Consider the following 15,796-nt stretch of genomic DNA (forward strand, 5'->3'; position numbering starts at 1 on the left):
ATGGTGCCTTTGCTATGGACGTAGCAGGCTTTGAGTTCACCGGTTATTCACGGGGTGGCCCCGTGTTCAACCACACCGATGGTGTCAAGGGCAACCTGGCGCTCGGTGGTGAGCTGCAAAAGTACCGTCTGGGTAACGAGGGAGACAACGGTATTGAAATCGACCTGATCAAACGGTTCGAGGCTGCAGGCATCAAGTGGAAGGTCCACTACATGCCTGTCAAGTGGGGCAGCGGCGATGTCGGCACCGACCAGGCCTATGTGGAAATGAGCGGTTTTGACTTTGCGCCAGAGGCCAAGTTCTGGGCCGGTCAGCGCCGCCTGCGTATCCAGGATGTGCACATCGTGGACAACTTCTTGATGAACTACGGCGACAACCAGGGCGCTGGCGTGACCGACATTTCGCTGGGCGGCGCCAAGCTGGGCCTGGGCGTGTTCACCGGCGATAAGTTTGACAACAACCTGCCCACCGGCGTGAAGGCCCGCCGCCTCAATGCCGACATCTCTGAGATCAACACCAACCCCGGCGGCCAGCTGCGCGTGTTGCTGACTTCGGTGAGCGGCACGGGCCAGGTCAACGGTGGTTCGGGCTCCGGTATTTCGGTGTCGCACAACCAGAAGGACTTCCTGGTGAAGGGCATGAGCAACGCCCTGTTCCTGCAAGCCTCGCGCGGCCATGCCCGCATCGACGGCGAGTTTGAATCGATCGACGGCAAATCGGCTGGGAAGCGCGTGACCCGCATCGCCGACTCCATTGGCTGGCAGTTTGGCCGCTTTGGGGGCCAGGCACTGATTGGCTACCAGACCAACAAGGCCGACGTCACTGGCGTGGAGACCAAGGACTTCTCGCTGGGCGGCCGTGGTTCGTACGCGTTCACCAAGAACTTCAAGGGCTTGGCTGAGCTGTCCACCACCACACGCAAGGGCACAGGCCCTGACCAGCGCCTGAGCAAGGTCACGCTGGCCGGTGCCCTGGCACTGAATGAAGACTTCTGGTCGCGCCCTGAGCTGCGCCTGTACGTCACCAAGGCCAATTGGAACCAAGCTGCTGCGGTAGCAAACGCCTCAACGTTTGGAGCCGGTGGCAAGACTTCGCGCACTCTGGTGGGGGTGCAGTACGAGGTCTGGTGGTAAGAGAGAGAGCGAGAGTGAGAGCGAGTTAGTCTGAGGTAAACACTTTGTTCATTGGGGGGTGCTCTGTGCGCACCCCCCTTTTTTATGCGGAGCAAAGAGCCTCGTGTGGGATGAATGGATCGGGTCTTTGGCCTGATCGCGTTGGACGTTGGTGTATGCAACAGAGACATGGCTCTCGCAAAACAGGGCTTAAGCAAGCCGTTCGCTGCAAGGTGGGGCTGATGTGGCATCCCGATTTGCGTAAGTCTTTAGAGATTCGGTAGGCAATGAAGAATTCCTTTGAAACCTGGCTGCCCAAGCTGGTGGTAGCGCCAGCCTTTGTGCTGGGCTTCGCGTTTATTTATGGGCTCATGGTGTGGAACGGGGTGCTCAGCTTCTCGGCCTCGCGCATGCTGCCCAATTACGAATGGGTGGGCTTGGCGCAGTACGACAAGCTGTGGGCCATGGACCGTTGGTGGGTCGCGCTCAAGAACCTGGGCATTTTTGGCGTGGGCTATGTGGGGGGCTCGCTGCTGATTGGCGTGCTGCTGGCCGTGCTGCTTGACCAGAAGATCCGCGCCGAAGGCGCACTGCGCACCATCTACCTGTACCCCATGGCGCTGTCTTTCGTGGTGACGGGCACGGCCTGGAAGTGGTTGCTCAACCCCGGCATGGGCTTGGAAAAGCTGGTGCGTGACTGGGGCTTCACGAACTTTGAATTTGGCTGGCTGGTCGATACCGACATGGCCATCTATTGCGTGGTGATTGCGGGCATCTGGCAAAGCGCCGGGTTTGCCATGGCGCTGTTCCTGGCGGGACTGCGCGGCATTGACGACAGCATCATCAAAGCCGCCCAGGTCGATGGAGCCTCGCTGCCGCGCATTTACTGGCGCATCGTGCTGCCCGCGTTGCGGCCCGTGTTTTTCTCTACCCTCATGGTGCTGTCGCACCTGGCGATCAAGAGCTTTGACCTGGTGATGGCGCTGACAGCGGGCGGCCCCGGCTTTGCCACCGATGTGCCTGCCACCTTCATGTACACCATGTCGTTCTCTCGCGGGCAAATTGGTCTGGGCGCAGCCAGCGCCACCATGATGCTGGCCACCGTGGCCGCCCTTGTCATTCCTTACCTTTACAGCGAATTGCGGAGCAAGCCCCATGACCGCTAAGCCCTTGGCGTCTTCAAGCCTTTTTCCGTCCGCGGGGCGCATGCTGGTGTACGCCGTGCTGGCCCTGGCCGTGGCGTTCTTCCTGTTGCCGCTGTATGCCATGCTGGTGACATCGTTCAAGGATGCGGAGGAAATCCGTTCGACCTCGTTGCTGGCCTTGCCCGGTGGCTTGAACTGGTCTGCGTGGTTCACCGCCTGGTCTAGCGCCTGCACGGGCGTGGACTGCAACGGCCTGCGTCCGTTCTTCTGGAACTCGGTGTCCATGGCGGTGCCTGCGGTGCTTATCTCCACCGTGTGGGGTGCGCTCAATGGCTATGTGCTGAGCCTGTGGAAGTTTCGCGGCAGCGACACGCTGTTTGGCCTGCTGCTGTTTGGCGTGTTCATGCCCTTCCAGGTGGTGCTGTTGCCCATGAGCCAGGTGCTGGGCTGGCTGGGGCTGTCCAGCTCCATCACCGGGCTGGTGCTGGTGCACTGCCTGGCGGGCCTGGCGGGCACCACGCTGTTCTTTCGCAACTACTACGCGGCCATCCCCAAGGAACTGGTGAACGCGGCGCGCATGGATGGGGCCAGCTTCTTCCAGATTTTCTGGCGCATCGTGCTGCCGTTGTCCACGCCCATCGTCATGGTCACGCTGATCTGGCAGTTCACCAACATCTGGAACGACTTCCTGTTCGGTGTGGTGTTCTCAGGCACCGACTCCAAGCCCATCACCGTGGGCCTGAACAACCTGGCCAACACCAGCAGCAGCGTGAAGGCCTACAACGTGGACATGGCCGCCGCCATCATCGCGGGCCTGCCCACGATGGTGATCTATGTGCTGGCCGGTAAGTTTTTTGTGCGCGGCCTGACGGCTGGCGCCGTCAAAGGTTAAGAGAGTAAGAAATCATGGCGTCATCACTCGACATCGCAGGCATCAACAAGCGCTTTGGCAAGGGCGACAAGAGCGTGGAAGTGCTGCGCAAGGTGGACATCCACGTCGCACCCGGCGAGTTCCTCATCCTGGTCGGCCCCTCGGGCTGCGGCAAGTCCACGCTGCTCAACATCATTGCCGGGCTCGATGAGCCCACCGAGGGCGAGATCCGCATCGCTGGCCAAAACGTGGTGGGCATGCCCCCGCGCGACCGCGACATCGCCATGGTGTTCCAAAGCTACGCGCTCTACCCCACCTTGAGCGTGGCCGACAACATCGGTTTTGCGCTGGAGATGCGCAAGATGCCCAAGGCCGAGCGCCAAAAGCGCATCGACGAAGTCGCGGCCATGCTGCAGATCAGTCACCTGCTGGACCGCAGGCCCAGCCAGCTCTCGGGCGGCCAGCGCCAGCGTGTGGCCATGGGGCGGGCGCTGGCGCGTCAGCCGCAGCTCTTTTTGTTTGACGAGCCGCTGTCCAACCTCGACGCCAAGCTGCGCGTGGAAATGCGCGCCGAAATCAAGCGCCTGCACCAGGCCAGCGGCATCACCAGCGTGTATGTCACGCACGACCAAGTCGAGGCCATGACCTTGGGCTCGCGCATTGCGGTGATGAAGGGCGGCGTGGTGCAGCAGCTGGGCACGCCCGACGACATCTACAACCGCCCGGCCAACACCTACGTGGCCACGTTCATCGGCTCGCCCACCATGAACCTGCTGCGCGGTGCGGCCACGGGCGGGCAGTTTGGCATCCAGGGTGCAGCGTTGAACCTGGCGCCGCCCGCATCGAGCGCCAACGAAGTGCTGCTGGGCGTGCGCCCTGAGCACTTGGTGATGCAAGACAGCGCCCCGTGGCGCGGCAAGGTCAGCGTGGTCGAGCCCACGGGCCCTGACACCTACGTGATGGTGGACACCGCCGCAGGCAGCGTCACCCTGCGCACCGATGCCCAAACCCGCGTGCAGCCCGGTGACGCCGTGGGCCTGGCGGTCGAGCCCGCCAACGCCCACTGGTTTGACGCCAGCAGCGAAAATCGCCTGGCGTGACAGGCAGGGCCTGCCCGCAGGCATGCCCTCTGTCGTGGCGATCGTGGCATTCATATGCTATGAAAATAATAGCTGCTAGCGCTTATTAATCAAGCGCTAGAGGCCGTTTTTACTTAAAGTACAGCATGACCCCCCTGCGCCTGCTGGCCGACATCGGCGGCACCAACATCCGCTTGGCCTGGCAAGACCAGCCCGATGGCCCCCTGCACGACACCCGCGTGCTGCCTTGCGCCCAGTTCCCCACGGTGGATGCCGCCATCGCGGCCTATCTGGCCGAGGTGAACATCGCCACGCCGCGTGAGGCCGCCTTTGGCATCGCCAACCCGGTCACGGGCGACGAGGTGCGCATGACCAACCACAGCTGGTGTTTCTCGCAAAGCGCACTCAAAGCGTCGCTGGGCCTGCAGCGCCTGGTGGTCATCAACGACTTCACCGCGCTGGCACTGGCCCTGCCCACGCTGGCCCCCGCGCAACTGCGCCAGGTGGGCGGCGGCGCGGCCGTGGCGGGCAGCGCCATTGCGCTGGTGGGCCCGGGCACGGGGCTCGGGGTGTCAGGCTTGGTGTTCCCGCCGGGTGCCAGCCACGGCGTTCCGCTGTCGGGCGAGGGCGGGCACGTCACGCTGGCTGCGCAAACGCAGCGCGAGTTCGATGTACTGGCCATCCTGCAAGAGCGCTACGGCCATGTGTCTGCCGAGCGCGCCGTGTGTGGCGCCGGGCTGGTGGACCTGTACCACGCGCTGCGCAGGCTGGCGCAGCGCGGCGGCAAAGAGATCAGCTCTGCTGCCCAGGTGACAGATCTCGCCCTGCAATCCAAAGACGCCCTGGCGCTGGAGGCGCTGGACTTATTCTGCGGCTTTTTGGGCAGCGTGGCGGGTAACCTCGCCCTCACACTGGGGGCGCGGGGCGGCGTGTACTTGGGTGGTGGCATGGTGCCGCGCCTGGGCACCTGGTTCGACCAATCCTCGTTCCGCGCGCGGTTCGAATCCAAGGGGCGCTTTCAGTCGTACCTGGCCGGTATTCCGTGCTGGATCATCGACCCCACGGCCACCCCCGCATTGCACGGCGCCGCGCGCGCGCTGGACATCGCGGGCACAGAGTGAGCCCCGTGGCGGGTTTATCACCCCGGTCGTTGCAGATCGCGGGCATCCACCACGTGGCGATCATTGCGTCGGACTACACCCGCTCCAAACACTTCTACACGCAGGTGCTGGGCCTGCCTGTGGTGCACGAAACCTACCGCACTGAGCGCCAGTCGCACAAGCTCGATTTGCAGCTGCCCGACGGCACGCAGCTGGAGCTTTTCTCCTTCCCCGCGCCGCCACCGCGCCCCTCGTACCCCGAAGCCTGCGGCCTGCGCCACCTGGCCTTGCGCGTGGTCGACATGCAGGCCAGTGTGGCGCTGCTGGCCCAACACGGCGTGGCGGTGGAGCCCGTGCGGGTGGACCCATTCACTGGCGCGCTGTTCACGTTTTTGGCAGACCCGGATGGGTTGCCGATTGAGCTGGTCGAGGGATAGAAGTAGACCGTTGTAACCGGCTAACCTTGCCCTCACAGTGCACAACGCCTATTTTGTTTCTCTCATCGCGGCCTTGGCTTCGACCGACGCCAACTGCTGGCTTTCAGAGAGGTGAAACAACACCGAGTAACCTCGTGCTGAGGTGCGTTTGAATTGAAGCCAGTAGTCGCATCGATAGAGGCGGATATTGACCTCTTCACAGGTGGACTCCATGAATCTGCTGGTTTCCTTGATTTTTTGCAGGCTGGATCCAACAGGAATCTGCCGCAGGAAACCAGAGATAACCATCTCTGTGTCCACCTTGTCGAGATCTACAGATGCCGGTAAGGGCAACGACCGTTCGGTTTCAAGCGACAGGAACCCCACAAAACCCCAGTCTGTCGGGATGCATCCACAGGCAGACTTCCAACCTTCAGGGCCTGACGGCCCGAAAAAAGCGATCGCTCCGATCACTGGAATGCTCAGCAGGAAGGGTAAAAGTTTGCGCTTTTTGAGCATGCCGTGATTTTGTGTGATTGGGGAGCAGTCAACGCCTTTTAGCGCTACCACCTGTCGATCACATCTCCTCGCTCCAGCAATTGCCATCGCGCGCAATCATGGCGCTGGCGGCGCGGGGGCCCCAGCTGCCTGCGGCGTAGGGGCGGGGGCCTGCGGGGTCGTTCTTCCAGTACTGCAAGATGGGCTCCACCCAGCGCCACGCCGCTTCTTGCTCATCGCTGCGCACAAACAGGTTCAAGCGCCCGGCGATCACGTCCAGCAGCAGTCGCTCGTAGGCGCCCACGCGCTCTGCGCCAAAGCGCTGGTCAAAGTCCAGGTTCAGGTGCACTTGCGACAAGGCGGGCTCGGTCTGGTGCTGGGCCGCGCCTTGGGCCATCAGGTGCAGCTCCAGCCCGTCTTTGGGCTGCAGGTTGATGACCAAACGGTTGGCTGCGCCCACGGGCGTTTTGAAGATGGGGTGCGGCACCGGGCGGAAGTTGATGACGATGTGCGCGTCGCGCCCCGCCAGCCGCTTGCCGGTGCGGATGTAAAACGGCACGCCAGCCCAGCGCCAGTTCAAAATTTCGGTGCGCAGCGCCACAAAGGTTTCGGTGGTGCTGCTGGCGGGCACGCCTTTTTCTTGCGCGTAGCCAGGCACGCTTTGGCCCTGGTGCGTGCCTGCGGCGTACTGCCCCCGGATCACGTGTTGCCCAATGGTCTCCAGCGTCCAGGGCTTGAGGGCTTGCAGCACCTTGAGTTTTTCATCGCGGATGGCAGTCGCACCCGAGTTGATGGGCGGCTCCATGCCGATGGCGCACAACAGTTGCAGCGCGTGGTTTTGCACCATGTCGCGCAGCGCGCCAGTCTGGTCGTAAAAGGCCCCACGCGATTCCACGCCCAGCTCTTCGGCAATGGTGATCTGGATGTTGGCAATCGTCTCGCGCTTCCACAGGGGCTCGAACAGCGCATTGCCAAAGCGCAGCGCAAACAGGTTTTGCACCGAGGGCTTGCCCAGGTAGTGGTCGATGCGAAAGACCTGCTCTTCTTTCAGCACACGGCGCAGCGTGTCGTTGATGGCCTGGTTCGACTGCAGGTCGTGGCCCAGCGGTTTTTCCAGCACCACGCGGGTGGCGGGGCCGTTCAGGCCCACGGCTGCGATTTGCTCGCACACGTTGGTGAACAGGCTGGGGGCGGTGGCCACATACATCACCACAGATTCCGCGCCGCGTGCCTTCAGCATCTCCGCCAGGCGCTCGTAGTCCTGGGTTTGGGACAGGTCCATGCGCAGGTAGTGCAGCAGCGCCGCAAAGCGGGCAAACTCGTCCGGCGTGGGGCGCTTGGCCAGATCCACACCGTCAAAACGCGACTGGATCAGGCTGCGGTATTGTTCGTCGCTCAGATCGTCCCGTGCCACAGCAATAATGCGTCCGCCCTCGGGCAGCGTGCCATGCCGAAATGCCTGAAACAATGCGGGCATGAGCTTGCGCCAGGCGAGGTCGCCGGTGCCGCCAAACAGGACGAGGTCAAAACTCATGGTGTCTCCGTGATGGGTGGATCGTTTTGTTGCTCGGAATTGTAATCACGTTACATCGCTTTGCATCCTCTATCTCTAGATTGCAGTCTTTTGTAACCAGAAAGAATCTCAGAAATCAGCGCTTTTTTGTGTAATCAAGTTACTATCGCGGCGCCTTTCAATCTTCAGTCGACATGACGTTCATGCCCACCCGTTGCGATCAGACAGCACTTTGGCCCCTGCTGGAGGCCCACTTCACGGCCCAGGGCCGCGCCCTGGACATGCGCCAGGCGTTTGCGGCCGATGCGGGCCGCTTTGCCCACTTCAGCCAGTCCGCGCCGCATGTGTTTGCCGATCTGTCCAAAAACCTGTGGGACCAGGACACCGAGGCTCTGCTGCTTCAGCTCGCCCGCGCCACGGGGCTGGAAGCGCACCGCGACGCCATGTTTGCAGGCCAGCCCATCAACACCACTGAAAACCGCGCCGTGCTGCACACGCTGCTGCGCCGCCCTGCGGGTGTAGTGCTGCCCGGCGATGTGCCAGAAACCCCCGAGCGCTTGGCAGACGTGCACCGCACGCTCGACGCCATGCTCGCCTTTGCCGAGCAGGTACGCAGCGACGCATCGATCACCGATGTGGTGAACATCGGCATTGGTGGATCTGACCTGGGCCCGCACATGGCGGTGCGTGCGCTGGAGGAATTCCGCACGCCCGGCAAGCGCTTTCACTTTGTCTCGAACGTCGATGGACACGAGCTGCACCATGTGCTGCAGGGCCTGCGGCCTGAGAGCACGCTGTTCCTAGTGGCTTCCAAAACCTTCACCACGGCAGAGACCATGATGAATGCGCACTCGGCGCTGGCGTGGTTTGCCGCCCAGGGCGGGCGCGATGTGGCGCGGCACTTTGTGGCGCTGTCGACCAACCTGGAAGCCACCCGCGCGTTGGGCATCACCACCACCTTTGGCTTTTGGGACTGGGTGGGCGGGCGCTACTCGCTGTGGTCGGCCATTGGCTTGCCGCTGGCCATGGCGGTGGGCGCACAAGGCTTTCGTGCGTTTCTGGCGGGCGGGCACGCCATGGACGAGCACTTTCGCACCGCACCGCTGGCGCGCAATCTGCCTGTGCGCCTGGGGCTGCTGGACGTTTGGTACCGCAACTTCCACGGCTTCACCAGCCGCTGCGTGGCGCCATACCACGCATCCATGGGCCGTTATGCGGCCTACCTGCAGCAGCTGGAGATGGAGAGCAACGGCAAGCGCGTGGCGCAAGACGGCAGCACACTGGCTTGCGCGACATCGCCCGCGATTTGGGGCGAGCCTGGCACCAACGGGCAACACGCGTTCTTCCAGATGTTGCACCAAGGCACCGATGTGCTGCCCCTGGAGATCGTGGCTGTGCGCAAGGCATCGCACCCGTTGCCTGGCCACCAAAAAAAGGTGCTGGCCAATGCCCTGGCCCAGACGCAGGCACTGATGGTCGGCAAGGCCAGCGACGATGGCCAGCGCCACTTTCCGGGTAACCGGCCCAGCACGCTGATGCTGCTCGAAGCGCTCAACCCCACCGCGCTGGGCGCACTGATCGCCTTGCAAGAGCACCGCGTGTTTGTGAGCGGCAGCCTGTGGGGCATCAACAGCTTTGACCAGTGGGGCGTAGAGCTGGGCAAAGTGCTGGCCAAAGACCTGGAGGCGCGGCTGGACAGCGGCGATGCGACGGGGCTCGACAGCTCCACCGCAGGCTGGTTGAACCTGCTGCGCAGCGGCGACTGAGCCAGGCACCGCCAGCATGACAGCACCGGGGCAGCGCAGGCCATAGACCGCGCGCCCCACCGCCAGAGGCCATCGGGCCACTGGCCGACGGCAGATGAAGCAGGAGACACACACCATGACCACGCCACCCCGGCCGGACTTCCGGTCCAGCGCATTTCTGCGCACCCACCTTCGCGACACCATGGCGTTCTATGACCCCGTGGCCACGGACCCGAGCGGCGGGCAGTTCCACTTCTTCACGGACGACGGCACGGTGTACAACCCCCGCACCCGCCACCTCGTCAGCGCCACCCGCTTTGTGGTCACACACGCCATGCTCTACCGCACCACGGGCGAGGCGCGTTACCAGGAAGGCATGCGGCACGCGCTCACGTTTTTGCGCACTGCGTTCCTCGACCCCGTTGATCGTGCGATGGGCGGCTACGCCTGGCTGATCGATTGGCATGAAGGCCGCGCCACCGTGCAAGACGCCACACGCCACTGCTACGGCATGGCCTTTGTGATGCTGGCCTACGCCCGCGCTTTTGAAGCCGGAGTGCCCGAGGCCCGTGCGTGGCTGGCTGAAGCGTTTGACACCACTGAACAGCACTTCTGGCAACCCGCCGCAGGCCTGTATGCCGACGAGGCGGATACGGCCTGGCAGCTCACAGGCTACCGGGGCCAGAACGCCAACATGCACGCCTGCGAGGCCATGATCTCTGCCTTCCGTGCCACGGGCGAGCGCCGCTACATCGAGCGTGCTGAACAATTAGCGCAAGGCATCTGCCAGCGGCAGGCCGCGTTGTCCACCGCTGCACACGCCCCCGCCGCTGAAGGCTGGGTGTGGGAGCATTTTCAAGCCGACTGGTCGGTGGACTGGGACTACAACCGCCATGACCGCAGCAACATCTTCCGCCCCTGGGGCTACCAGATCGGCCACCAGACCGAATGGGCCAAGCTGCTGCTGCAACTGGATTTGCTGTTACCTGCTGAGTGGCACTTGCCCTGCGCACAGCGCCTGTTCGATGCCGCCGTGCAGCGCGGCTGGGATGCCGAATACGGCGGCCTGTACTACGGCATGGCGCCCGACGGCAGCATTTGTGACGACGGCAAATACCACTGGGTGCAGGCCGAAAGCCTTGCCGCCGCTGCGTTGCTGGCTGTGCGCACGGGCGATGCACGCTACTGGCAGTGGTACGACCGCATCTGGGCCTACTGCTGGGCCCACTTTGTGGACCACGAACACGGAGCGTGGTTTCGCATCCTGCACCGCGACAACCGCAACACCACCCGCGAGAAGAGCAATGCGGGGAAGGTGGACTATCACAACATGGGGGCGTGCTATGACGTGTTGAGGGGGGTGACGCGGCGAAAGCTATCGGACGGGAGTAGCGCGCGGTGAATGCGGGGCGGGCAGTGCGAAAAAGTCTCGAATCATCCCTTTGAGCCGCTTGTCTAAGGTGCGGATAGATTCCACGTCTTGGCCAAGAATTCCGTATTCGAGTTCAAAGAGGCCATCGAGTGTAGTTCTGACCGTGCATCCCGGAAATTTTCTTTTGACTCCCATGCTGTCTCGTCTCTCAATTGCACAGACCATGAGGATATTAGGGCTGCCATTTGTGGGAGCGAATACCCGTGTCCCGCCGTGGGTGGCTTGCCGAAAGTTGATCGGAGTCTCGTAAATTCGAAACCCATTTTCTTCAATGCCAGTTGGTTGAATCTTGTCGGATCCACGAAGGAGAAATAGAAATGTCTCTGTGCGAGAGGGCGGCGGGGTTGAATTGACTTTTGGTTCGCTGATAAAAAAGGGCTCCCATTGATGCATGGGGTGCAGGATGACACGAAAGAAATTTATTTTTTTCATGTCATCCGGCGGTTTTGTATCTATTAATGTTTCGCGAGGAAAATGAAGTTCCAGCCTTGCGCCATGGGGACTGCTGTTGATTCTGCTCGTCCTGTTGTGATATGTCGGTGGAATTGCCATCGGAATGCCGTGGCAAGCCTGCGTTCTGTCTTCCACGAGTTGTTCTAGTGCTCCCTGCACCTTGCTTATCTCCGCGTTTCTCAATGCGTCAGGCGAAAGTTGATGATTCTCAAGTACGCACTGGAACCAATAAAGGTAGTTTGTTTTTGCGTCTATTCGCTTGCCGGTAATGTCAGGAGATGCTGCGATGCTGGCGCTACACAGCATCCCAAGGACCATTAAGGTGATGGATTGGAATTGCATGTAAATATAAAAATGAGACTTTAACAATCTTGGATGCTCGGTTGGCGAAATCGTAGTGCGTAGCGTGCTGTAGATTCAAGCGCAGAAAAAATTTACAGGTAGCCCCGTCAATTCCGCCCGAACACTGAACAGCGACCCCGCCGGAATCGCCGCCTCCTGCTCCTCCACCGGCCTCCCCGCCCGTGCCGACGCAATGAACAGCGTCCGCAAATCCGGGTCCCCAAAACACACCATGGTTGGGCACTGCACCGGCACTGCAATGCGTTGCAGCACTTCACCCGCTGGCGAGAGCTGCAGCACACAAGCCCCCTCATACATAGCGACCCAGTAATTCCCCTCCACATCCACCGCCGCACCATCGGGCCTGCCGCCGTAGGGTTGGCCTTCCACCTTGCGGTCAAACTGCACCCAGGGGCGGCGGTTGGTGATCTCGCCGGTAAACAGATCAAAGTCGAACCGGTCGATGCGGTGCTCTGGCGTGTTGGACCAATACATCGTGCGGTTGTCGGGGCTGAAAGCCAGGCCGTTGGCGGTGAAGTTGTCGCCCGCCATGTGGCGCACGCTGTAGCCGGTGGCGCTGGCTGGGTCGGCCTGCAGGCACCACAGCGCGGCATTGGGTGCCGTGCGCGGCGTGATGACCGAGCCCGCCCAGAAGCGGCCTGCGGTGTCGCACCGGCCATCATTCAGGCGCAGCACAGCGGTATCGTGCCGCTCGGGTGGCAGCAGGGCCAGGCAGGTGAGGGCGGTGGGGTCTGCACTGTCCTTCGCTGTGTCCAGAAGATAGAAACCGTTTCGTAACCCGATTACCAGTCCGCCGCCCACCGCAGGGGCGCAGCAGCCGGGCTCGCTGGGCATGCGCCATTGCCGGTGTTGCCCAGTGCTGGGGCTCCACGCATGCACCGCAAAGCCCTGGATATCGCACCAGTAGAGCTGTTGCTCCTGGGGGTGCCAAAAGGGGGATTCGCCCAGTTCGGACGGCGGCAGGGGCAGAGTTTGCAAGGACATGGCTTGAAGCGGGGTGGTTATCAAGTTACATTTTAGGGCTCAGAACCTGCTCAAACTCTTTTCGGGGATCGCATTGGAGTGCAATCGGGATGAGTGGATGCCTCGGGTGCGCCGCATGGGCTCGTGCCCATGCAAGCAGCCGAGGCGTCCAATCGCCCGATTTCACTCCAACCCGTAGGGCAAGTGCCTTGCCGGGCGGTCTGCGGCGTTGCGGCGCTTGTGGATAGCTGAGCTATCCACTGCGCACCGCGCCTTGCATCCCATCCCGGCAAGGTACTTGTGCGACCCCGAAAAGAGCTTGAACAGGTTCTTAGATACTGAGCCCCGGCACCCTGCACGGGGCCTTGCCACCCACCGATGGAGACTTCCATGCACCCAGTTGTAGCGCGCGTGACCGAGCGCATTGTCCAGCGCAGCGCAGACACGCGCGGCGCCTACCTCGCTGGCGTTGACGCCATGATTGCCCGCAAACCTGCGCAAGACCGCATGGGCTGCGCCAACCTGGCCCACGCCTACGCGGCGCTGCCGGGCTCGGACAAGTTCAAGGTCACGGTCGAAAAGGCACCCAACATTGGCGTGGTCACGGCCTACAACGACATGTTGTCGGCCCACCAGCCGTACCAAAGCTACCCCGCCGTTCTGCGGGATGAGGCCGCCCAGCACGGCGCCACGGTGCAGGTGGCTGGCGGCGTGCCCGCGATGTGCGATGGCGTCACGCAGGGCACGCCCGGCATGGAGCTGTCGTTGTTCTCCCGCGATGCCATTGCCATGGCCACTGCGGTAGCGCTGTCCCACGATGTGTTTGACGGCGCGCTGCTGCTGGGCGTGTGCGACAAGATCGTGCCCGGCCTGCTGATTGGCGCGCTGCACTACGGCCACCTGCCCTGCGTGTTTGTGCCCGCAGGCCCCATGGGCACGGGCTTGTCGAACAAGGACAAATCCAAGGTGCGCGAGCAGTACGCACAAGGCCTGGTGGGGCGCGATGAGCTGCTCAAGGCCGAGTCCGCCGCGTACCACAGCCCCGGCACCTGCACGTTTTACGGCACGGCCAACAGCAACCAGATGCTGCTTGAAGCCATGGGCCTGCATGTGCCTGGCGCGGCGTTTGAGGCGCCCGGCACCGAAGCGCGCGAGGCCTTCACCCGCCAAGCGGTGCGCACGGTGCTCGACATTGGCAAGCGCAGTCCGCGCTTTACGCCCATTGGCAAGCTGGTGGACGAGCGCTGCATCGTCAACGCCATGGTGGCCTTGCTGGCCACGGGGGGCTCCACCAACCATTTGATCCACTGGGTGGCCATTGCGCGCAGCGCGGGCATCTTGATCGACTGGTCGGACTTTGACGAACTCTCGTCCGCCGTGCCGCTGCTGGCCCGCGTGTACCCCAACGGCGATGCCGATGTGAACCAGTTCCAGGCCGCAGGCGGCCCCGCGTGGATCTTGCGCGAGCTGCTCGCCGGTGGCTTCATGCACCCTGATGTGATGAGCGTGAACGCCGGTGGGATTGCCGCAGGCGGGCAGGGCGCACCAGCGGTGTCGGGCGACGAGACCGTGTTGCGCCCCGTGTCCAAGCCGTTCTCGCCCACGGGCGGCCTGCGCCTGCTGCAAGGCCGCCTGGGCCGTGCGGTGATCAAGGTGTCTGCCGTGCCGCAAGACCACCACATCATCGAGGCCCCGGCCCGTGTGTTCGATTCGCAAGAGGCCTTGCTCGCCGCTTTCAGCGCGGGCGAGGTGCAGCAAGACATGGTCGCCGTGGTGCGCTTTCAGGGCCCGCAGGCCAACGGCATGCCCGAGCTGCACAAGCTCACGCCCCCGCTGGCCGTGCTGCAAAACCAGGGTTTCAAGGTGGCGCTCGTCACTGACGGCCGCATGAGTGGCGCATCGGGCAAGGTGCCCGCCGCCATCCACGTCACGCCCGAGGCGCTGGCGGGTGGCCCGCTGGCCAAGGTGCTGGACGGCGACATCGTGCGGGTGGATGCGGTGGCGGGCACGCTGGATGTGCTGGTCGATGAAGCTACCTGGGCTGCCCGGCCTTTGGCGCCCTACACCGCGCCGCCTGCTACGGGCTTTGGCCGCGAACTGTTTACCAACTTCCGCCGCCACGCAGGTGGCGCTGAGCAAGGCGCCTGCACGTGGTTGTAGCAGGACGCACCCGGTGGCCTGGCAAAGCCAGCTCCACGGGTGCACTGGCATCGCGTCGCGCCAGTTTTGTAGGCCGCTTGCGGCATCCGACACCTAAAACACCAAGGAGCACCAACCCATGAATCCTCTCGACATTGCCAGCCACGGCCCCGTCATCCCCGTCATCGTGATCGACCGCGTGGAAGACGCGCTGCCCCTGGCGGAGGCCCTGCTGGCCGGTGGCGTGAAGGTGCTGGAAGTCACGCTGCGCACTGCAGCGGGCTTGCCCGCCATCGAAGCCATTGCGCGCAACCTGCCTGAAGCGGTGGTGGGCGTAGGCACAGTGCTGAACGCCGACGACGCCCGCCGCGCCAGCGAAGCCGGTGCCCGGTTCGCCGTGAGCCCCGGCTACACGTCCGAAGTGGGCAGCGCCTGCAAGGGCTTGAACCTGCCGCTGCTGCCGGGTGTGGCCACATCGGGCGAAATCATGGCCGCGCTGGCGGATGGGTTCTCGTTCCTCAAACTCTTTCCGGCCGAGGCGGCGGGTGGCATTCCGCTGCTCAAGGCTTGGGCCAGCCCGTTCGGGCAGGTCAGCTTCTGCCCCACGGGCGGCATCAGCCCGGCCACGGCCCCTAACTACCTGGCGCTGCCCAATGTGCGTTGCGTGGGTGGCTCATGGCTGACGCCTGCCGATGCGGTGCGCTCTGGCGACTGGGCCCGCATCACCGAACTGGCGCGGGCCACGCTGGCGCTGTGCAGCTAAATTTGGTATGAAAATGGCCTCCAGCGCTTATTCTTAAAGCGCAGGCAGCTATCAAAAGAGAAGCGCCTGGAAGTTTTTCAAGAAGGGTAAAGGATGTGGCAGTCATGCGACATCCTTTTTTTACGGGTATTTAATTTTTTAAAATAGGAATCATTATTAATCTCATTAACTGAATTTATGACCTATCTCTTTCGACCCACCGCA

The 15,796-nt window shown here is 62.8% G+C and carries 14 protein-coding genes; 10 read left to right on the top strand and 4 right to left on the bottom strand.

Annotated features, from left to right (window positions below; all coding sequences use genetic code 11):
• The first annotated feature begins 14 nt into the window (after positions 1–14).
• The 6 genes from C8C98_RS11760 (at position 15) to C8C98_RS11785 (ending at position 5,744) form a co-directional block, all read left to right on the top strand.
• Positions 15–1,133 (top strand): carbohydrate porin, encoded by a 1,119-nt coding sequence (locus C8C98_RS11760; protein ID WP_121454429.1) that lies wholly within the window; start codon positions 15–17, stop codon positions 1,131–1,133.
• 266 nt (positions 1,134–1,399) lie between these two features.
• Positions 1,400–2,278, top strand: a complete 879-nt coding sequence (locus C8C98_RS11765) for a carbohydrate ABC transporter permease (RefSeq protein ID WP_121454430.1) — start codon at positions 1,400–1,402, stop codon at positions 2,276–2,278.
• Positions 2,268–3,149 carry a carbohydrate ABC transporter permease gene (locus C8C98_RS11770; protein WP_121454431.1) on the top strand — a complete coding sequence of 294 codons (882 nt, stop codon included), beginning with the start codon at positions 2,268–2,270 and terminating at the stop codon, positions 3,147–3,149. The genes C8C98_RS11765 and C8C98_RS11770 overlap by 11 nt, the downstream gene beginning before the upstream one ends.
• 14 nt (positions 3,150–3,163) lie before the next feature.
• Positions 3,164–4,228: an ABC transporter ATP-binding protein gene (locus C8C98_RS11775; RefSeq protein ID WP_121454432.1), complete on the top strand. Its 1,065-nt coding sequence runs from the start codon at positions 3,164–3,166 to the stop codon at positions 4,226–4,228.
• 125 nt (positions 4,229–4,353) lie between these two features.
• On the top strand, positions 4,354–5,328 hold the full coding sequence (locus tag C8C98_RS11780; RefSeq protein ID WP_121454433.1) for a glucokinase: 975 nt from the start codon (positions 4,354–4,356) through the stop codon (positions 5,326–5,328).
• A 5-nt stretch (positions 5,329–5,333) separates the two neighbouring features.
• Positions 5,334–5,744, top strand: a complete 411-nt coding sequence (locus tag C8C98_RS11785) for a VOC family protein (RefSeq protein WP_121456213.1) — start codon at positions 5,334–5,336, stop codon at positions 5,742–5,744.
• Positions 5,745–5,792: 48 nt separating this feature from the next.
• On the opposite strand, the gene C8C98_RS11790 is transcribed toward C8C98_RS11785, so the two are convergent.
• Both C8C98_RS11790 and zwf read right to left on the bottom strand, forming a co-directional pair.
• On the bottom strand, positions 5,793–6,242 hold the full coding sequence (locus C8C98_RS11790; protein WP_121454434.1) for a hypothetical protein: 450 nt from the start codon (positions 6,240–6,242) through the stop codon (positions 5,793–5,795).
• Positions 6,243–6,300: 58 nt separating this feature from the next.
• Entirely contained in the window at positions 6,301–7,755 is a 1,455-nt protein-coding gene (gene zwf / locus C8C98_RS11795) for a glucose-6-phosphate dehydrogenase (RefSeq protein WP_121454435.1), read from the bottom strand.
• A 182-nt stretch (positions 7,756–7,937) separates the two neighbouring features.
• Here zwf and pgi point away from each other — a divergent pair, with 182 nt between their 5' ends.
• Both pgi and C8C98_RS11805 read left to right on the top strand, forming a co-directional pair.
• Positions 7,938–9,500 (top strand): glucose-6-phosphate isomerase, encoded by a 1,563-nt coding sequence (gene pgi / locus C8C98_RS11800; RefSeq protein ID WP_121456214.1) that lies wholly within the window; start codon positions 7,938–7,940, stop codon positions 9,498–9,500.
• Positions 9,501–9,615: 115 nt separating this feature from the next.
• Positions 9,616–10,881: an AGE family epimerase/isomerase gene (locus C8C98_RS11805; protein WP_121456215.1), complete on the top strand. Its 1,266-nt coding sequence runs from the start codon at positions 9,616–9,618 to the stop codon at positions 10,879–10,881.
• Here C8C98_RS11805 and C8C98_RS21555 read toward each other — a convergent pair.
• Positions 10,855–11,706 carry a hypothetical protein gene (locus C8C98_RS21555; RefSeq protein WP_147436362.1) on the bottom strand — a complete coding sequence of 284 codons (852 nt, stop codon included), beginning with the start codon at positions 11,704–11,706 and terminating at the stop codon, positions 10,855–10,857. The genes C8C98_RS11805 and C8C98_RS21555 overlap by 27 nt on opposite strands.
• 75 nt (positions 11,707–11,781) lie before the next feature.
• Positions 11,782–12,711: an SMP-30/gluconolactonase/LRE family protein gene (locus C8C98_RS11810; RefSeq protein WP_121454436.1), complete on the bottom strand. Its 930-nt coding sequence runs from the start codon at positions 12,709–12,711 to the stop codon at positions 11,782–11,784.
• 369 nt (positions 12,712–13,080) lie between these two features.
• Between C8C98_RS11810 and edd the strand changes: the two genes are divergently transcribed.
• Complete coding sequence (gene edd, locus C8C98_RS11820; RefSeq protein WP_121456216.1) at positions 13,081–14,850, top strand: phosphogluconate dehydratase; 1,770 nt, start codon at positions 13,081–13,083, stop codon at positions 14,848–14,850.
• 118 nt (positions 14,851–14,968) lie between these two features.
• Positions 14,969–15,592 carry a bifunctional 4-hydroxy-2-oxoglutarate aldolase/2-dehydro-3-deoxy-phosphogluconate aldolase gene (eda, locus tag C8C98_RS11825; RefSeq protein ID WP_121454437.1) on the top strand — a complete coding sequence of 208 codons (624 nt, stop codon included), beginning with the start codon at positions 14,969–14,971 and terminating at the stop codon, positions 15,590–15,592.
• Positions 15,593–15,796 lie beyond the last annotated feature (204 nt).

Origin of the sequence: Acidovorax sp. 106, from assembly GCF_003663825.1 — a bacterium.
Taxonomy (GTDB): domain Bacteria; phylum Pseudomonadota; class Gammaproteobacteria; order Burkholderiales; family Burkholderiaceae_C; genus Acidovorax.

Bases quoted from the DNA above. Each gene is read 5' to 3' on its own strand.
- C8C98_RS11760 (WP_121454429.1), top strand. From the start codon at position 15: ATGGACGTAGCAGGCTTTGAGTTCACCGGTTATTCACGGGGTGGCCCC.
- C8C98_RS11765 (WP_121454430.1), top strand. From the start codon at position 1,400: ATGAAGAATTCCTTTGAAACCTGGCTGCCCAAGCTGGTGGTAGCGCCA.
- C8C98_RS11770 (WP_121454431.1), top strand. From the start codon at position 2,268: ATGACCGCTAAGCCCTTGGCGTCTTCAAGCCTTTTTCCGTCCGCGGGG.
- C8C98_RS11775 (WP_121454432.1), top strand. From the start codon at position 3,164: ATGGCGTCATCACTCGACATCGCAGGCATCAACAAGCGCTTTGGCAAG.
- C8C98_RS11780 (WP_121454433.1), top strand. From the start codon at position 4,354: ATGACCCCCCTGCGCCTGCTGGCCGACATCGGCGGCACCAACATCCGC.
- C8C98_RS11790 (WP_121454434.1), bottom strand. From the start codon at position 6,242: ATGCTCAAAAAGCGCAAACTTTTACCCTTCCTGCTGAGCATTCCAGTG.
- zwf (WP_121454435.1), bottom strand. From the start codon at position 7,755: ATGAGTTTTGACCTCGTCCTGTTTGGCGGCACCGGCGACCTCGCCTGG.
- pgi (WP_121456214.1), top strand. From the start codon at position 7,938: ATGCCCACCCGTTGCGATCAGACAGCACTTTGGCCCCTGCTGGAGGCC.
- C8C98_RS11805 (WP_121456215.1), top strand. From the start codon at position 9,616: ATGACCACGCCACCCCGGCCGGACTTCCGGTCCAGCGCATTTCTGCGC.
- C8C98_RS21555 (WP_147436362.1), bottom strand. From the start codon at position 11,706: ATGCAATTCCAATCCATCACCTTAATGGTCCTTGGGATGCTGTGTAGC.
- C8C98_RS11810 (WP_121454436.1), bottom strand. From the start codon at position 12,711: ATGTCCTTGCAAACTCTGCCCCTGCCGCCGTCCGAACTGGGCGAATCC.
- edd (WP_121456216.1), top strand. From the start codon at position 13,081: ATGCACCCAGTTGTAGCGCGCGTGACCGAGCGCATTGTCCAGCGCAGC.
- eda (WP_121454437.1), top strand. From the start codon at position 14,969: ATGAATCCTCTCGACATTGCCAGCCACGGCCCCGTCATCCCCGTCATC.